At 67.5% G+C, this 17,070-nt stretch carries 12 protein-coding genes; 2 read left to right on the top strand and 10 right to left on the bottom strand.

Annotation, left to right across the window (positions count from 1 at the left end; translation table 11 throughout):
• Positions 1-795: 795 nt before the first annotated feature.
• On the bottom strand, positions 796-1,689 hold the full coding sequence (locus ACWDUA_RS20470; protein WP_449752839.1) for a LysR family transcriptional regulator: 894 nt from the start codon (positions 1,687-1,689) through the stop codon (positions 796-798).
• A gap of 95 nt (positions 1,690-1,784) precedes the next feature.
• On the opposite strand from ACWDUA_RS20470, the gene ACWDUA_RS20465 reads away from it, so the two are divergent.
• The gene (locus ACWDUA_RS20465) at positions 1,785-3,092 is read left to right on the top strand and encodes an MFS transporter (RefSeq protein ID WP_449752838.1); all 1,308 of its coding nucleotides are present in this window, start codon (positions 1,785-1,787) and stop codon (positions 3,090-3,092) included.
• Between the two features lie 39 nt (positions 3,093-3,131).
• On the opposite strand, the gene ACWDUA_RS20460 is transcribed toward ACWDUA_RS20465, so the two are convergent.
• The 6 genes from ACWDUA_RS20460 to ACWDUA_RS20435 all read right to left on the bottom strand — a co-directional run bounded on the left by ACWDUA_RS20460 (position 3,132) and on the right by ACWDUA_RS20435 (position 10,519).
• Positions 3,132-4,346 carry a fatty acid desaturase family protein gene (locus tag ACWDUA_RS20460; RefSeq protein ID WP_449752837.1) on the bottom strand — a complete coding sequence of 405 codons (1,215 nt, stop codon included), beginning with the start codon at positions 4,344-4,346 and terminating at the stop codon, positions 3,132-3,134.
• A 45-nt stretch (positions 4,347-4,391) separates the two neighbouring features.
• Positions 4,392-5,714 (bottom strand): fatty acid desaturase family protein, encoded by a 1,323-nt coding sequence (locus ACWDUA_RS20455; protein WP_449752836.1) that lies wholly within the window; start codon positions 5,712-5,714, stop codon positions 4,392-4,394.
• Positions 5,715-5,879: 165 nt separating this feature from the next.
• A complete protein-coding gene (locus ACWDUA_RS20450; protein ID WP_449752835.1) occupies positions 5,880-6,983 on the bottom strand; it encodes a GNAT family N-acetyltransferase in 1,104 nt (367 codons plus the stop codon).
• Positions 6,984-7,069: 86 nt separating this feature from the next.
• Positions 7,070-8,197: a ferredoxin reductase gene (locus ACWDUA_RS20445; protein WP_449752834.1), complete on the bottom strand. Its 1,128-nt coding sequence runs from the start codon at positions 8,195-8,197 to the stop codon at positions 7,070-7,072.
• A 212-nt stretch (positions 8,198-8,409) separates the two neighbouring features.
• Complete coding sequence (locus ACWDUA_RS20440; RefSeq protein WP_449752833.1) at positions 8,410-8,976, bottom strand: DUF6912 family protein; 567 nt, start codon at positions 8,974-8,976, stop codon at positions 8,410-8,412.
• A gap of 73 nt (positions 8,977-9,049) precedes the next feature.
• Positions 9,050-10,519: a wax ester/triacylglycerol synthase domain-containing protein gene (locus tag ACWDUA_RS20435; RefSeq protein WP_449752832.1), complete on the bottom strand. Its 1,470-nt coding sequence runs from the start codon at positions 10,517-10,519 to the stop codon at positions 9,050-9,052.
• 109 nt (positions 10,520-10,628) lie between these two features.
• Here ACWDUA_RS20435 and ACWDUA_RS20430 point away from each other — a divergent pair, with 109 nt between their 5' ends.
• Positions 10,629-11,708, top strand: a complete 1,080-nt coding sequence (locus ACWDUA_RS20430) for a 2,3-butanediol dehydrogenase (RefSeq protein WP_449752831.1) — start codon at positions 10,629-10,631, stop codon at positions 11,706-11,708.
• Between the two features lie 14 nt (positions 11,709-11,722).
• On the opposite strand, the gene ACWDUA_RS20425 is transcribed toward ACWDUA_RS20430, so the two are convergent.
• The 3 genes from ACWDUA_RS20425 to hpf form a co-directional block, all read right to left on the bottom strand.
• Positions 11,723-12,352, bottom strand: a complete 630-nt coding sequence (locus ACWDUA_RS20425; RefSeq protein ID WP_449752830.1) for an Rv3235 family protein — start codon at positions 12,350-12,352, stop codon at positions 11,723-11,725.
• Between the two features lie 708 nt (positions 12,353-13,060).
• On the bottom strand, positions 13,061-15,883 hold the full coding sequence (secA, locus tag ACWDUA_RS20420; protein WP_449752829.1) for a preprotein translocase subunit SecA: 2,823 nt from the start codon (positions 15,881-15,883) through the stop codon (positions 13,061-13,063).
• Between the two features lie 180 nt (positions 15,884-16,063).
• Positions 16,064-16,816 (bottom strand): ribosome hibernation-promoting factor, HPF/YfiA family, encoded by a 753-nt coding sequence (hpf, locus tag ACWDUA_RS20415; RefSeq protein WP_449752828.1) that lies wholly within the window; start codon positions 16,814-16,816, stop codon positions 16,064-16,066.
• Between the last annotated feature and the right edge of the window lie 254 nt (positions 16,817-17,070).

Below are 17,070 nucleotides of genomic sequence, written 5' to 3'. Positions count from 1 at the left end.
CCCGAAGCCCTTATCGCGATGTCGACACTCACGCGGGGAGGTGCGTGTCCTACTCTCCCGCAGCGTAATTGACCCACAGAAAGATCAATAGAGCCACAGGTGTCTGATGGCGTGTGCAACGGTGGTGGGGTGGTGGGGTTCCGGCTCGGGTTCTGCTTAATCGGCAAGCAGGGGTTGGTGGTTGAGCCGACGAGGAGCGAAGCGACGAGACGTGTCGAAACCTCAGACAGCCGAACTTGCCAACGACACCACCCCTTGGAGTGGTCACCACCCAGCACACGCTGCGGAGATTTCGACACGGGCCCTCGCGATGCTCGGTCCCGGCTCAATCACCGTTTGGCCGTGGGTGGTTGAGACGTGCCGACACCTCAGACAGCCGAACTTGCCAACGACACCACCCCTTGGAGTGGTCACCACCCAGCACCTGCTGCGGAGATTTCGACACGGGCCCTCGCGATGCTCGGTCCCGGCTCAATCACCGTTTGGCCGAGGGCGGTTGAGACGTGTCGAAACCTCGGACAGCCGGGCTCGTCAACGTCCCCACCTCAGAAGTGATTGCTACCCAACGCATGCTGCGGAGATTTCGACACGGGTCCTCGCGACGCTCGGTCCCGGCTCAATCAGCAACGGTGGTTCCGGCTCAATCACCAACGGCGGTCGCTGATCGATCACCAACGGTGGTGCTGCTCAATCAGCAAGAGGTTATCGGTGGTTGAGCTGTCGAGGAGCATAGCGACGAGGCGTGTCGAATCCTCTGCCAGCCAGCGTGTGGATCATCGGCGTTCGACGCCCTCGTCACCGCGTTCGCCTGACCTGACCGGCGACCGAACGCACTATCTCGAGGACGGCACGGGCCGCGGACGATGGTGTCAGGTCGGCAGAGTGCGCGATCCCGATGTGCCAGAACATCTCCCGATCGCGGCACGTCAGCACGGACACGTCCGGCTGATCGCGGGCCACGCTCTCGGGCACCAGCGTCACGCCGAATCCCCTGCGCGCCAACTGAGCACCGAATTCCTGATCGGCCACCTCGATCACCGAACGACGCTGCGGTACATACCGATCGACGACGGCCCGGGTCCCCCACCCGGGAGGATAGTCGATCACCCGTTCGTCGACGAGATCGGCGACCACGAAACCACCGCGCTTCGCGAGGCGGTGATCAGGATGACAGACCAGCACCAACGGCTCCACGGCGAGCCATTCGACGGTGGCGCCGGGGATGTCGTCATCGTTTCCACCGAACAACGCCAGATCCAGGGAGCCGTCCCGAATCCCGCGGATGTTGCCCGCACTGCCGCGCGGATTCTGCCGCATCGCGATGGTGATCCCCGGATGGCGGCGGTGCACCGTGGCGAAGGCCTCGGCGAGGTCGATGGCCCCGCCGATGTTCACCAGTGCGCCGAGCGACACCTCGCCGGCGATGTCGCCACGCAGGGCCGCCACCGCGTCACCGACCTCCGCACGCGCCCGCAGGGCTGTCCGCGCGGGGACGACGATCGCCTGTCCCGCCTCGGTGAGCACGAGCGTGGTGGCGGTGCGATCGAACAGTCGGGCACCCACCTCCCGCTCGAGTCGGGCGATCGACGTCGACACCGCCGACTGCACGACATGCAGCGAACGGGCGGCCGCGGTGAACGTGCCGTGGTCGCAACAGGCGAGAAAGTACTCGAGCTGACGTAGTTCCACGAGGCCACCTTCCGCCACCGATCATCACATAGAGAGATATGGACATCGATATCCATCGCTTTTCATCATGCATGATGCCGAGCAGGATGAATCGTATGAGTGATGCGAACGCGCCTTCCCCCGCCACACGCACCGAGGTGGCTCCACCCTCGGCCACATCTCCGGGCGGTCCATCGCTGGCCCGAGTGGTGGTCTTCCTCTTCGCGGTGACCGCCGGCTCCTCGGCGGGCTGTCTCTACTACCTGCAACCGCTACTCGATCGAGTCGGCGCCGACCTCGGTGTCACCACCACCGCCGCGGGCCTGATCATCTCTGTCACCCAAGCTGGTTACCTGCTGGGGTTGGCCCTGGTGGTGCCACTCGGCGACTTCGTCGACCGGCGGCGGCTGGTGGGCGCCCTGCTGCTCATCTCCTGTGCCGGACTTGCCGTCGCCGCGGCCGCACCCGGCTACGCGGTGCTGATGGTCATGGTGTTCGCGGTCGGCGTCTCGGCGTCGGCGGCGCAGGTGGTGGTCCCGTGGGCCGCCGCCGTCGCAGCACCGGGTGAACGCGGCACGGTGGTCGGCACGGTGATGAGCGGGTTGCTGATCGGCATCCTGGCGTCACGGGTGTTCGCCGGCCTGATCGCGCAGCTCGGCGGATGGCGCACGGTGCTGGTGGTGGCGGCCGTCGTACAGGCGGCGATGGCCGTCGCCATCTGGTTGCGGGCGCCGCGGACCGCGGTGAGCCGACCGTCGGGCACCACCTATCCGCGAGTCCTGGCCTCCATCGTCACGCTCATCCGAACCGAATCCGTTCTGCGCCACCGCATGCTGCTCGGCGGCCTGAACATGGCCGCGTTCAGCGCGCTCTGGACGGCGATCGCTTTCCTGCTCGCCGGTTCCCACGGCTCGTCGTACCACTTCTCTGACGCGGCGATCGGGCTGTTCGGCCTGGCCGGGATCGCCGGTGCGCTGGCCGCACCCCGCGTCGGTCGCCTCGCCGACCGCGGCTACCTGCGGCACACCCAGTACGGGGTCTGGCTCGTCCTGCTGGCCGGATGGGGGCTGCTCTGGCTCGGTGGCGGGCAGGTGGTCGTGCTGATCGTCGCGCTCGTCGTCTTCGACTTCGGCGTGCAAGGGGTCCAGATCGCCAACCAGGCGGCGGTGTACTCGCTCGACGACACCGCCCGGTCACGACTGACCACGGCGTACATGGTGTCGTATTTCGCGGGCGGGGTGGTCGGCTCGGCATTCGGTGCCTGGGCGTACCAGACCGGGGGCTGGACCCTGGTGTGCGCGGCCGGTGCCGGCACCGCTGTCGCCGGGATGGCGCTGTGGGGGCTGTTCGCCTTCGCCGAACGCCATCACGAGGTGCAAGGTGTTCTCGCCCATGCGGCGCTCCGCGACGCCCGCCGCCCGTGACGCACCGCCCGCGAGGCACCGAGAGACCGACGCGCGGTGTCAGGCCCGGCGGGCCCGCCGCCGTTCGCGGCGGGTACGACGCAGCTCGGCGATCGCCGTCTTGAGTCCCCTGGTTCGCGGCATCCCGACGAAGCGTCGCTCGGAGGCGGTCTCCGGGGCGTCGTCGGCGGTGTCGTGCAGGAACCGATCCGGCAACGCCAGCTTGTTGATGGTGCGCAGGGTCTTGAGGTACTGCACCCACAACGGGCCGGTCGTGTAGGGCAGGTCGTACTTCTCGCACAGCTCACGCACCCGGACGCCGATGTCGGCCATCCGATTGCTCGGCAGGTCCGGGTACAGGTGGTGCTCGATCTGATAACAGAGGTTGCCCGACAGGAAGGCCAGCGCCGGTCCTGCGTCGAAGTTGGCCGACCCCAACATCTGTCGGAGGTACCACTGCCCCCGGGTCTCGTCCTCGAGGCTGTCGACGGTGAATTTCTCGGCGCCGTCGGGGAAGTGCCCACAGAAGATCACCACATAGGCCCACAGGTTGCGGACCAGGTTCGCGGTCAGATCGGCCGTCAGGGTGTGCCGGAAGTTCGGCCCGGTCAGCGCCGGGTAGAGCAGGTAGTCCTTGGTCACCTGCTTACCGATCTTGCGACCGAACTCCTTGAGCTGCGGCCGCGCGATCTCCATCGGTTTCTCGCCCTTGATCACGTCCTTGAGGGCGAGATCGTGCAGACCGATCCCCCACTCGAAGGTGAGTGCCAGCAGTACGTTGAAGATCGGCTGCAGCGCACGCCGCGGCTCCCACGGCTCGTCGCGGGTGACGCGCAGGATCTTGTAGCCCACGTCGTCGTCCATGCCGACGACGTTGGTGTACTTGTGATGGATGTAGTTGTGGGAGTGCTTCCAGTGCGGCGAGGCGCACACCATGTCCCATTCCCAGGTGGTCGAGTGCACCTCGGGATCGTTCATCCAGTCCCACTGCCCGTGCATCACGTTGTGCCCGAGCTCCATGTTCTCGATGATCTTCGACAACGAGAGCGCAGCGGTTCCCAATAGCCACAGCGGGCGGCGGTGGCTGCCCAGCAGCGCCACGCGGCCGATGACCTCGAGACTGCGTTGCGCGGCGATCGTCCGCCGCAGGTAGCGGACGTCGCGTGGTCCGCGATCCGCCTCGATCTCCCGACGCAGAGTGTCGAGCTCATGCCCGAGGGCCTCGATGTCCGCGTCGGTCAGATGTGCGTACTCAGAGATGTCCGTGATCGCCATTGGCACCCATTATGCCCCCGCGAGCGGGGAGTCGGGAAACCGGCCTCAGGCCGCTGCCGCGTCGATGACCTGGGACGATCGTCCAAGTCGGGCCTTACGCCCCCGAAGTGCACCGATCGCCGACCGCAGGCCGCGGCGCCGTCCGGTCAACGGGTCCACGCTCGACTCCAGGCGCACCCCGGCCGGCAGATCTTGCTTGAATCGCCGTTCCGAGGCGGTCTCCGGCGCGTCGTCGGCGTCGGCCTTCAAGTACTTGTCCGGCAGCGACAGCTTGGCGATGGTTCGCCACGACTTGAGGTACTGGAGCGGGAACGAGCCGGTGGTGTAAGGCAGGTCGTACTTCTCACACAGGGCTCGCACCCGCACCGAGATCTCGGCGAGACGATTGCTCGGCAGGTCCGGGAAGATATGGTGCTCGATCTGGTACGACAGGTTGCCGGACATGAAGCCCAGCACCGGGCCACACCGGAAGTTCGCGCTGCCCAGCATCTGGCGGAGATACCACTCGGCCTGGGTCTCGCTGTCGACGTCCTGCTTGGTGAACTTCTCGGCGCCGTCGGGGAAGTGCCCGCAGAAGATCACCGCGTTGGTCCACAGGTTACGGATGAGGTTGGCCATCGCATCGGCCGACGACGCCTTGCCGAATGCCTTTGCCGCAGAGCGGGAATCACCGCCGGGCAGTGCGACCGCGACGGCCGCGGCCAGCGCCGGGAACACCACGTAGTCTTTACCGACCTGCTTGCCGATCTTGGTGCCCACATCGGCCAGATCGCGCCGGAACTGTTCCTTCTGCTCCGGCGTGCGTCGCTTCTTGGCCAGTTCCAGGTGCTGGGCGGCCACCCCCCACTGGAAGAAGACGGCGAGCAACGTGTTGTAGGCGATGTTGCCGAGGTAGAACGGCTGCCAGCGCTGATCGCGCGTGACGCGCAGCAGTCCGTAGCCCACGTCCGCATCCATCCCCAGGACGTTGGTGTACTTGTGGTGGATGTAGTTGTGGGTGTGCTTCCAGTGCGCGGACGGATCGGTGTTGTCCCACTCCCAGGTGGACGAGTGCACCTCGGGATCGTTCATCCAGTCCCACTGCCCGTGCATCACGTTGTGGCCGAGTTCCATGTTCTCGACGATCTTCGCGACGCCCAGCGATGCGGCACCGGCCCACCACAGCGAGCGCTTGCGCGATCCCATGATCATCGCGCGACCGGCGAGCTCCAGGCCCCGCTGGAAGCGGATCGTGTTGCGGATGTAGCGGGCATCGCGTTCCCCGCGAGCAGCCTCGATATCCGCCCGGATCGCATCGAGTTCGATCCCGAGGGCCTCGACGTCGGCCTCCGACAGGTGGGCGTACTCGGGGATGTCGCTGATCGCCATGCTCGACCTTCCGCGTCATGCCGCGGCCGAATCCGTGTCGTCCGGCCCGCGGCTACGTTTCCGTAACCTACGATAGCGTAAGTTACGGCGGGGCCGACTGTCCAGAGGGTGTGACGCAGCAGAAGTGACGCGCGACGGACGCCTGGCGATCGCGTTTCGGTTGCGCTAGCGATCGCGCAGCAACTCGAAGCCGACGAGGTCCTCGATCTCACCACCGGAGTCGGCGGCCAGCGGCTGCACACCGAACTCGTGCATCCCCGCCGACCGGGCCAGGGCGATGCTGCCCTTGTTGGACTCCGCGGCGAACAGGGTCAGCCGCCGCATGTCCAATTCGGTGAAGGCGTGCCGCACCGCGGCCGGGAACGTCTCCCCCAGCACGCCACGCCCCCGTGCCTCGGGATGGGTGTAGAAGCCGGCCTCGGCGCCGGTGGTGGGGTCGATCTTGAACAGCGAGATGTCGGCGAGGTAGCGATCGTCGCCCTTGTCGGCGACCACCCAGGTGCACGTCTGGCCGCAGGCGGCGGTCCACCACTTGCGGGTGCGTTCGGCACCCGCGTGCTCGACGGTGAGCGGATCGGGACGCCCGAACAGGTAGGTGCGTGAGACCGGGTCGTCGAGGGTCTCCCGGATACGCTCGTCGTCGTCCTCCACCAGCGGCCGCATCCGGAACCGCTCGGTCTCGAAGGTGGTCGCCCGCCACGTGGACGTCGGCTCGAAGCCGTCACCGGCCCGCCAGATGGCGGTCCACGCGTCGACCACCTTGCTGTTCATCTCCAGCCAGTCGGGCATGCGCGAGAGCAGGGTGAACCCGGCCGCGTGTGCGGCACGCAGGCTCGCCAGATTGCCCTCGGCGGCCTCCCAGCGCACCACCTCGACATCACGCTCGGTGGAGGCGTAGCGCATCGCGAGCTGCACCGCGCGTCGCGCGACACCCCGGCCACGGGCGTCGGGGTGCAGCACGAACCCGACGTCGACGACGCGTCCGGCACCCTCCAGGGCCACACTGCCGACGAATCGACCCTCGAACTCGATGGCCCAGGTCATCGCCAGCCCGGTGTCCCAGCCGCGCAGAGCGCCGACGATGAACCGCTCGGCGTCGGAGCGGCCGTACGGGGACGGCATCCGCGCCCAGCGCATGGTCAGCGGATCGGTCGCATAACCCACGATCCGGTCGACGTCGTCGTGGGAGTGTTTGCGGAGTGTGACCACCCCGTCGGTCAACACCGGCACGGTGATCGTCTCGAACAGTTCCAGAACCTCAGATCGCACGCGGAAAACCTCCGTGGTCGATTGCTGTCTGTTCCGAGACTAGCCGGATTCGACGACCACCGGGCGTTACCAGGGGTGCGATCTCGTCAGACGTCGAGGGTGCAGTCCCCTGCCGCGGCGCTCACACAGGTCTGAATCCGTTCGCCCTCGACGTGCTCGGCACCGCTCCGCAGATCTCGGACGCACCCCTTGTCGAGCATCACCACACAACTCTGGCAGATCCCCATCCGGCAACCGAACGGCATCAGGACGCCCGCGTCCTCGCCGGCCTCGAGCAGGGTGGTGGCACCGTCGGCCTCGACGGTCTGCCCGGTCCGACCGAAGGTGACCGTGCCGCCCTGCGCGCCCACCGCGCCGCGTTCGAGCGCGAATCGTTCGATGTGCAGCAGTTCGGGGTGACCACCGGTCTCGAAGAAGTGCGACACCATGTCGAGAAAGGCCGACGGCCCGCACGCCCAGGTCTGTCGCTCCGACCAGTCCGGACACAGCTCGGGCAGGGTCTCGGCGGTCACCTTGCCGTCGGTGCGGGTGTGCTGGACGTGAAGGTCCACGACGCCCGTCGTGGCCAGTCGGGCGAGTTCGTCGGCGAAGAGCACGTCGTCGGGATTCGGGGCGGAGTGGATCACCCGGATGTCGGTGCGCTGCCCGCGGTGGGCCATGGTCCGCAGCATCGAGATGATCGGGGTGATGCCGCTGCCCGCGGTGACGAACAGGATCTTCTCCGGCAGCGGCTCGGGCAGGACGAACTCGCCCTGCGGGGCCGCAAGCCGCACGATGGTACCCGGCTGCAGGCCGTTGACCAGGTGCGAAGAGAGAAAGCCCTCGGGCATCGCCTTGACCGTGATCGCGATGGTCTTGTCGGTGGCCGTGGAGTCGGGCACCGACGTCAGCGAGTACGAGCGCCACGTCCAGCGGCCGTCGACGAGCACACCGATGCCGATGTACTGCCCGGGCACATAGTCGAGTGAGAAGCCCCAGCCCGGGCGGATCCGGATGGTCGCCGAATCGTCGGTCTCGGCCACCACCGACACGATCCGACCGCGCAGCTCACGGGCCGACCACAGCGGATTGGCCAGGTGCAGGTAGTCATCGGGCAGCAACGGGGTGGTCACGCGCGCCACCACGGCGCGGACCCACTGGCCGCCGCGGCTACGTGCGGCGATATCCGACACCGGTGCCTCAAATCGTTCGCGCCAACCCACGCCGAACACCATCCTCCGACTCGCCGGCGCACTGCGCCGAGAACACAACCTACGCTTCCGTAGGTTACGCGACGAGACGGCCCGACCGCGACCGGCGTGCGACCACCGCCACAGCCGGCCGCGGGGAGCGACCCCCGGAACAGGACCCACGGTCCGGTGCCGGTTCGGAAAATACGGTGACGGTTCGGCAAATACGGTGCCGGTTCGGAAGAGGTGGGATGGCCTCAGAGCAGTTCGAGCAGGAAGGGTAACTCCTGCGTCGCATACCAGGCGAGATCGAAGTCCTCGACGTCACCGATCGCCAGTTCGGCATCCTCGTCACCCAGGTCGGCCGCGTCGACGACGATCACCGCGGTGCGCACCGCCGCCTCGGCGTCGGCGCCGTCGACGTGCACCGACGCCACCGCCGATCGCGCGATCGGGCCGGGCACCTTCACCACTGCGTCGTCGAGTTCGGGACGAAGCGTGACCGCCTCCACGTCGGCGGCGACCACCGCACGTCGCGGCGGGAGTCTGGGCGTGTCGCCCGGCTTGGTCTCCTCGGCATCGGTGACGAGATCCGCGTCGGCCGCGGTGTCGGCGGGTTCTGGCGCCTCCCCGGCGAGCAACCGCAACGACGCCCGGGCCGCCTCCCGCATCGCGACCTCGGCGAGCTCCTCGTCGTCACCCGACAGGAAGGACTCCCGTAGTGCCGGGGTCAGCGCGAACCCGGTACCCCCGATCGGCCGGAACTCGCCGGTCGAGTCCAACTCCATCAGCATCGCCAGCGTCGCCGGAAAGTAGACCCTCATCCCTCGATCCTTCTCGACTGCCAGACCTTCGCGTCTGCCGGTCCCGACCCTAGTCGCCTGACGCCCACCCGGCTCACCCGGCGCCCGAGAGTTCGCCGTACGCCTCCCCCACGTAGTCGGCGAGCGCCGGCAGATCACCGATCACCCCCCGGTCGGCGATGAACCCGAAATGCAGCCGACCGCGATACTCGACGACGCCGATCGCCAGGGCGTGTCCCGCGATCAGACCCGGCACCGGGAAGATACCGGAGACCTTGCGGCCCAACACATATCGGTCTGGGATCGGCGCGGTGAACAGCGACACCGGGACGTTGTAGCCGCGGCTGCCCAACGACCGGAAGGCCCACGAGCTCAACTCGGGGAACGGAACCATCCCGAGGTCACCCAGAATCGGGCTGGGACCGGGCGTGACCCGCCGCGCCGATTGCGCATAGCGATCCGCGAGGCCGGCCACCTGCGCCAGACGAACTGTCGGATTGTCTTCTCCCACAGGGAGGTCGGTGACAAATCCTGGTGTCCCGACGTCGACCCACCCGGGATCGTCGTCGAGCCGGCCGACGCCGGGATCGCGGGTGGCGAGTGGGATCTCGACGCGCACGGTGTCGGTGATGGTGGCCGCGACGTCGTAGGACAGCAACCATCGCCGGATCACGCCGGTGATGATCGCCAGTTCCACATCGTGCACGGTGCAGCCGTGGTGCTCGGCGATCTTGGCGCACCCCCGACGCGGCACCGAGGCCACCGCGAAGATCTGCGACGAGCTACCCGGGGTGTTGAGCGGACTGTCCGGTGCGGCGTCGGTGACCTCCCGGATCAGATCGCCCGCGCGGCGCACGATGCTGCCGACCACCGATCGTGCGGTCCCCACGATCCCGTTGCCGGTCACCATCGACTCGACGAAATCACCGGGCCGAGAAACGGCCTCGGCGATCGCTCCGATCACCAGGGCCGTCGATCCGGGCAGATGCCGCGGCATCCACAGGTCCTCGTCGAACTCGCGGACCGTCGGTCCGTCGTCACAGATCACCTGGCTGATCTCCGGGCCGGAGGAGTCGTCGACCAGGCAACGGTGGGTTTTGGTCAGCACCGCGAATCCACCGTCGGGCAGACCCTCGACGAGATACATCTCCCACAGCGGCCGCGACCGGTCGAGGGGCCGCGACATCACCCGTGAGATCAGGTCGGCGAGATCCGTCATCGTCCCCGGCCGGGGCAACCCGGATCGTCGGATGTGGAAGTTGATGTCGAAGTCGGGATCGTCGACCCATACCGGCCGGGCCAGTCCCAGCGAGACCGATCGGACCACCTGCCGGTACCGGGGCGCGAGCTGCAGCCGGTTCTCGACCAGCGACACCAGCGCCGGATAGTCCGGCCCGGGCAGCGGATCCGACTTCGGCGCACCGCCCCCGCGGGCGGTCGACGAACGACCCGACCGGGACTTGTGCTCGGGTCCGAAGACGAGCAATGCGCCGAGATGACTCGTGGCCCCCGAGGGGTCCAGGAAGTAGTACATCGCCTCGCGTGGCGACAACCGGTTGACCACTTTGCCGATCCTAGGGCACCGAGGGTTGCAACCGTCGGCAACCGTTGACAGTGCCGCCCTCCGACTCCTTGACTCGGGAGCGCACGCCCGACACCGAACGGAGCACATCATGCGCGCAGCACGCTATTACGACCGCGGCGACATCCGGATCGAGGACATCCCCGAGCCCGAGGTCGCCCCGGGTACGGTCGGCATCGACGTCGCCTGGTGCGGCATCTGTGGCACCGATCTCCACGAGTACGCCGACGGCCCGATCTTCATCCCGCCGTCGGGGCATCCGCAGCCGATCAGCGGTGAGAGCGCGCCGGTCACCCTGGGACACGAGATGTCCGGCGTGGTCTATGCGGTCGGCGACGGTGTCGACGACCTCGCCGTCGGTGACCACGTGGTGGTGGAGCCCTACATCGTCGCCGATGACGTCGACACCGGCCCGGACAGCCACGACTACCACCTGTCGCACGACATGAACTTCATCGGCCTCGGCGGCTGCGGTGGCGGCCTCGGCGAGAAGATCGTCGTGAAACGCCGCTGGGTACACGCCATCTCGAAGTCCATCCCGCTCGATCAGGCCGCCCTGATCGAACCGCTGTCGGTGGGCTATCACGCGGTCGAGCGCAGTGGCGCACACTCCGGTGACGTCGCCCTGATCACCGGCGCCGGGCCGATCGGCCTGCTGACCGCCGCAGTGTGCAAGGCCGAGGGGATCACCACGATCCTCAGCGAGCCGTCGCCTCTGCGCCGGGCCAAGGCCCTCGAGTCGAAGGTCGCCGACCACGTGATCGATCCGAGCGCCGACGACGTCGTCGCCCGGGTCGCCGAACTCACCGATGGTCGTGGCGCCGACGTCGGATTCGAGTGCACCTCGGTGCAGCCGGCCCTGGACACCCTCTTCGACGCGCTCAAGCCCACCGGTGTGCTGGTGGTGGTGTCGATCTGGGGCCATCCGGGCAGCGTCGAGATGCAGAAGCTGGTGCTCAAGGAGATCGACATGCGCGGCACGATCGCCTACGTCAACAGTCATCCGGCGACCATCGCGCTGGTCGAGGAGGGCAAGGTGGATCTGTCCCCGTTCATCACCGGCCGGATCGGACTCGACCAGCTCCTCGACGAAGGCTTCGACACATTGCTGCACCGCAACGAGACCGCGGTGAAGATCCTGGTGTCGCCCTCGGGTGCAGGACTGGACTGAACCGGGACGGCGCCTCAGGTCAGCTCGAAGACCACGAGCCGCCAACGGTATTCGGTCTTGAATGCCGTACTCCGATACCGTGATGCGGCCGGGCCCGCCCCGGCCGCATCGTCGCGCACGCGGCATGGGACCCGTTCGATCCGACCGGCAAAGGCCCGCACCCGCCGGCCCCGCGAGTACGTCCCGAAGATCTCCGCGGCAGCCGGCCCGCACATCTGCACGTGTACGCGCCGCACCCGGGCGGCCCCGGTCTGGCCCTCCGCACCGGTGCGGGCGAGATCGGCACCGACGAGCGTCTCGACCCGTTCCAGAAGCGACGCCGACACCAGGGCGCCGACATGGGCGAGTGGACGGCGATGGTCGAGGATCTCGAACAGCGCGGTCACCGTCGCCTGTGCGAATCGGTGCGCCGCGACGGTGGATGCGGGCACGGACACCGGGCGCTGCGGCTTCCTGGAGACCCGGGGCTGTGGTGACGCCCTCGGGCCGGAGTGCGCGGTGGTCACCGCCGCCGGCGTCGTGGTGACCACGACCGAGGGAGCATCGGCCGGTGCCGGCTCGTACACCGGCGCGGCGACGATCCGGATGCGGGAACGGGACGGGTCCTGCTGCTGGGTATCGAGCGACTGCGCAATGGGCGACATGGAAATCAGACGCAGCGAAGCGTCGCGCGGTTCCACTTCCCGAGAAAAAGTTTCGCGGTCCCGGGGCATCCTCGTGAAAGCGACCATCGAAACCGACGTCGGCCGTGGTCACCGACCGAACCCGTCCGGCGGAGGTTTCGACACGCCTCGTCGCTTCGCTCCTCGTCGGCTCAACCAGCAAACCGCACGCCACTGATCGAGCCGCGACCCGAGGGTCTGCTGACCGAGCAGGCCATCGCATCCACCCGGGATGGTCGAGCCGCGACCCGAGGGTCTGCTGACCGAGCAGGCCATCGCATCCACCCTGGATGGTCGAGCCGCGACCCGAGGGTCTGCTGACCGAGCAGGCCATCGCATCCACCCTGGATGATCGAGCCGGGACCGAGCCCGAAAGGCGAGGACCCGTGTCGAGACCCAGCGACACGACGAAGTCCGCAACCACCCCAGAGGTGGCCACGGCGCCGAACCCGTCCGACAGCGGTCTCGACACGCCTCGTCGCTTCGCTCCTCGTCGGCTCAACCGGCAACTGCACCGCGCTGATCGATACGGGAGGCCACGTGTCGAAGTCTTCGCAGCCTCCCTCGGCCGAGCACCCCGCCCTGAAGTGAAGGATCATCATCGGCCTCGGCAGGCAACAACCGGCCCACTCCACAAGCTCGGCCGATCACCGAACGCCGACTCCTGCTTCGGCTACCGGAGTCTCGAACTCAGTTGCGCTTCTTCTTCGCCTTCGGCGGTTTCGGTCCCGATCGGGCGCCGGCCCGCGCCGCGGCTCGGCGCTCGCGACGGTTCGCGGAGGTGACCGCCGGATCGTCGAGCTCCTCGTCCTCCGAGTGCACCACGGTTCCGCCGTCCTCGTTGGGGCCGGAGAAGGTGCGTGCCGCCTCGTCGGACTCCGCGCCGTTGACGCCGACCGCGCGCAGTGCCGCCGGGGCCTGCTGGGCGCCGTTGGTGGCGGCCGCTCCGGCGAGCGCCGGAGCCGGATTGCGGTCGGTGGCCGCGGCGGGCGCCGGGACCGGTGCGGGTTCGGTCTGTACCTGCACGTTGAACAGGAACTGCAGGCTCTCTTCCTTCAGTCCCTCGAGCATGCCGGTGAACATGTCGTAGCCCTCGCGCTGGTATTCCACCACCGGGTCACGCTGGGCCATCGACCGCAGGTGGATGCCCTCGCGCAGGTAGTCCATCTCGTAGAGATGGTCGCGCCATTTGCGGTCCAGGACACTGAGCAGGATGGTGCGCTCGAGCTGACGCATCGCGCCGTCGCCGGCGACCGAGGTGATCTCGTCCTCGCGGGCTGCGTAGGCGGCCTGCGCGTCGGCGACCAGCAGGATCTTGAGTTCCTCGGCGGAGATGTCGTCGCGCTCACCGAACTCGTTCTCGCCGACGACCTCCTTGGGGTCGAGGGTGATCGGATACAGCGATTTCAGCGCACCCCACAGCTCGTCGAGGTCCCAGTCCTCGGCGTATCCCTCGGTCGTCGCCCCCTCCACGTAGGCGCCGACGACCTCGGCGACCATCTCGAGGACCTGCTCACGGTGATCGGTGCCCTCGAGGATGGTGCGGCGCTCGGAGTAGATCACCTTGCGCTGCTCGTTCATGACCTCGTCGTACTTGAGGACGTTCTTGCGGACCTCGAAGTTCTGCTGCTCCACCTGGGTCTGCGCGCTGCGGATGGCCTTGGTGACCATCTTCGCCTCGATCGGCACGTCGTCGGGCAGGTTGACCCGGTTCATGATGACCTCGAGCGCGGCACCGTTGAAGCGCCGCATGAGCTCGTCCCCGAGTGACAGGTAGAACCGTGACTCACCCGGATCGCCCTGGCGGCCGGAACGACCACGCAACTGGTTGTCGATCCGGCGGGATTCGTGGCGCTCGGTGCCCAGCACGTACAGACCGCCGGCCTCACGGACCTTGTCGGCCTGGTCGGCGGCCTCGGTGCGGGCGGTCTCGATCGCCTCGTCCCATGCCGCCTCGTACTCGTCGGGGGTGGACACCGGGTCGAGTCCGGCCTTGCGCAGCCGTGTGTCGGCGATGATGTCGGGGTTGCCACCGAGCACGACGTCGGTGCCACGACCGGCCATGTTGGTGGCCACGGTGACCGCGCCGATCCGGCCGGCCTCGGCGATGATCTGCGCCTCCTGCTCGTGGAACTTGGCGTTCAGCACGGTGTGCGGGATGTCACGCTTGGCCAGCTGCCGGGACAGGTACTCCGACCGCTCGACGCTGGTGGTACCGATCAGCACCGGCTGCCCGGCCTGGTGACGTTCGGTGACGTCGTCGACGACCGCGGCGAACTTGGCCTCTTCGGTCTTGTAGATGAGGTCGGTCTGATCCTTGCGCAGCATCGGCCGGTTGGTGGGGATCGGCAGCACACCGAGCTTGTAGATCTGGTCGAACTCGGCGGCCTCGGTCTCGGCGGTACCGGTCATGCCGCTGAGCTTGTCGTACATGCGGAAGTAGTTCTGCAGCGTGATCGTGGCGAGGGTCTGGTTCTCGGCCTTGATCTCGACGCGTTCCTTGGCCTCGATGGCCTGGTGCAGGCCCTCGTTGAAGCGGCGTCCGTCGAGCACGCGGCCGGTGAACTCGTCGACGATGAGGACCTCGCCGTTACGGACGATGTAATCCTTGTCGCGCTGGAAGAGTTCCTTGACCTTGATCGAGTTGTTCAGGTAGCTGACCAGCGGCGAGTTGGCGGCCTCGTACAGGTTGTCGATGCCGAGCTGGTCCTCGACGAACTCGACTCCGGCCTCGTGCACGCCGATCGTCTTCTTCTTGATGTCGACCTCGTAGTGCACGTCGCGCTCGAGCAGCGGGGCGATCCGCGCGAACTCCACGTACCACTTGCTCGACGACTCGGCCGGGCCCGAGATGATCAGTGGGGTACGGGCCTCGTCGACCAGGATCGAGTCGACCTCGTCGACGATCGCGAAGTTGTGTCCGCGCTGGACGAGCTCGGTGAGCGCGTGCGCCATGTTGTCGCGCAGGTAGTCGAAGCCGAACTCGTTGTTGGTGCCGTAGGTGATGTCGGCGGCGTAGGCGGCGCGGCGCTGGTCCGGGGACATACCGGTCAGGATGACCGCGGTGTCGAGACCCAGGAAGCGGTGCACGCGTCCCATCCACTCGGCGTCGCGCTTGGCCAGGTAGTCGTTGACGGTGACGACGTGCACGCCGTCGCCGGAGACGGCGTTGAGGTAGGCGGGCAGCACACAGGTGAGGGTCTTGCCCTCACCGGTCTTCATCTCGGCGATGTTGCCGTAGTGCAGCGCCGCGCCGCCCATGATCTGTACGTGGAAGTGCTTCTGGTCGAGGACACGCCACGCCGCCTCACGGGCGACGGCGAACGCCTCGGGCAGCAGCTCGTCGAGGGTCTCCCCGTCGGCGTATCGGTTCCGGAACTCGTCGGTCTTGGCCCTCAGCTCGTCATCGGAGAGCGCCTCGATCTCGTCGGACAGTGATTCGACGTGGGATGCGATCGCATCGAGTCGCTTGACCATGCGGCCTTCGCCGATGCGCAGAAGCTTGTTCAGCACCGTGGATCGAGTTCCTCACTGTTGTCGACGCCGGAGACTGGGGCCTCCTCGATGGCGGCCTCCGCAATGGTGCACAGGCCATCGTTCATGGTACCGACGTCGTCGGAGGAGTGGCAGTTCGCATCCGCGTGGGACCCGCCCGGGGGGTGGCGCCGGGGTCACCGGCGCCACCCCCGGAGCTCACGCGAGCCGGATCAGGCCGTAGTCGAACGCGTGGCGGCGATAGACCACCGACGGCCGATCGGATTCCCTGTCATGGAAAAGGAAGAAGTCGTGTCCGACGAGTTCCATCTCGTAGAGCGCCTCGTCCACCGACATCGGCGCCGCCTGGTGCTCCTTGATGCGCACCACCCGGCCGGGCTCGCGATCGGCGACGCCGTCGTCCCACGCCGGTTCGGCGAATGTGGCCGGTGGCCCGTCGACGCCGAGTTGGTTGCCCTGTAGCGGCGGTGCACCGACCTCGGTGGCCTCGGCCACCGACTGCGGGCGGCGGTTTCCGTGATGGACGCGACGGCGATCCTTCACCCGGCGGAGTCGCGACTCGATCTTGTCGAGTGCCGACTCGAGCGCGGCGTAGAAGTTGTCCCCACACGCCTGAGCACGCACGACCGGACCCTTGCCGGTCGCGGTGAGCTCCACCTGTTGACACACCTTGGACTGCCGACGATTTCGTTCGTGATAGAGCTCGACGTCGAAACGGAAGATCGACGGGTCATACCGCTCGAGACGGGCGAGCTTGTCGCCGACGTAGACGCGGTAGTGCTCCGGGATGTCGACGTTGCGACCCTTGAAGACGACGGTCGCGTTCGGTTCGGCAGGTTCCTCGGACTCGATGGTGCCGGGCGGCAGGACGAAGGCCGATGCGGCGTCGTAGTCGTCGGCCGCGGCGATACGTGATTCGCGCTGACCCTTGCGGTGCATGACAGATGACATTCAACTACCTCCTGGAAAGTGCGTCGACGGACCCGACTCCGGGAGTCACGGGGAACCCGATCCGAGCGCGACCAGAGGATGGAAGATATTGACGCTCAACGAGATTCGGGATTCCGACACAAACCGCGGATGGATTCGGACGCAGGAACCGTGGCAATGCCGATCGACGACCGGCACTCATGTTCAGGGGCTTCACCTCCCGGCGTGGGCCGCTCCTGCGAGCGGTCCGCGATGACCAGCTACCTCCAGTACCC

The organism is Gordonia sp. NPDC003376 (assembly GCF_053589235.1).
The sequence above is the reverse complement of the archived record's forward strand: the minus strand, read 5'-3'. Positions and strand labels throughout refer to the sequence as shown.

Bases quoted from the DNA above. Each gene is read 5' to 3' on its own strand.
- ACWDUA_RS20465 (WP_449752838.1), top strand. From the start codon at position 1,785: ATGAGTGATGCGAACGCGCCTTCCCCCGCCACACGCACCGAGGTGGCT.
- ACWDUA_RS20460 (WP_449752837.1), bottom strand. From the start codon at position 4,346: ATGGCGATCACGGACATCTCTGAGTACGCACATCTGACCGACGCGGAC.
- ACWDUA_RS20455 (WP_449752836.1), bottom strand. From the start codon at position 5,714: ATGGCGATCAGCGACATCCCCGAGTACGCCCACCTGTCGGAGGCCGAC.
- ACWDUA_RS20445 (WP_449752834.1), bottom strand. From the start codon at position 8,197: ATGGTGTTCGGCGTGGGTTGGCGCGAACGATTTGAGGCACCGGTGTCG.
- ACWDUA_RS20440 (WP_449752833.1), bottom strand. From the start codon at position 8,976: ATGAGGGTCTACTTTCCGGCGACGCTGGCGATGCTGATGGAGTTGGAC.
- ACWDUA_RS20430 (WP_449752831.1), top strand. From the start codon at position 10,629: ATGCGCGCAGCACGCTATTACGACCGCGGCGACATCCGGATCGAGGAC.
- ACWDUA_RS20425 (WP_449752830.1), bottom strand. From the start codon at position 12,352: ATGTCGCCCATTGCGCAGTCGCTCGATACCCAGCAGCAGGACCCGTCC.
- hpf (WP_449752828.1), bottom strand. From the start codon at position 16,816: ATGTCATCTGTCATGCACCGCAAGGGTCAGCGCGAATCACGTATCGCC.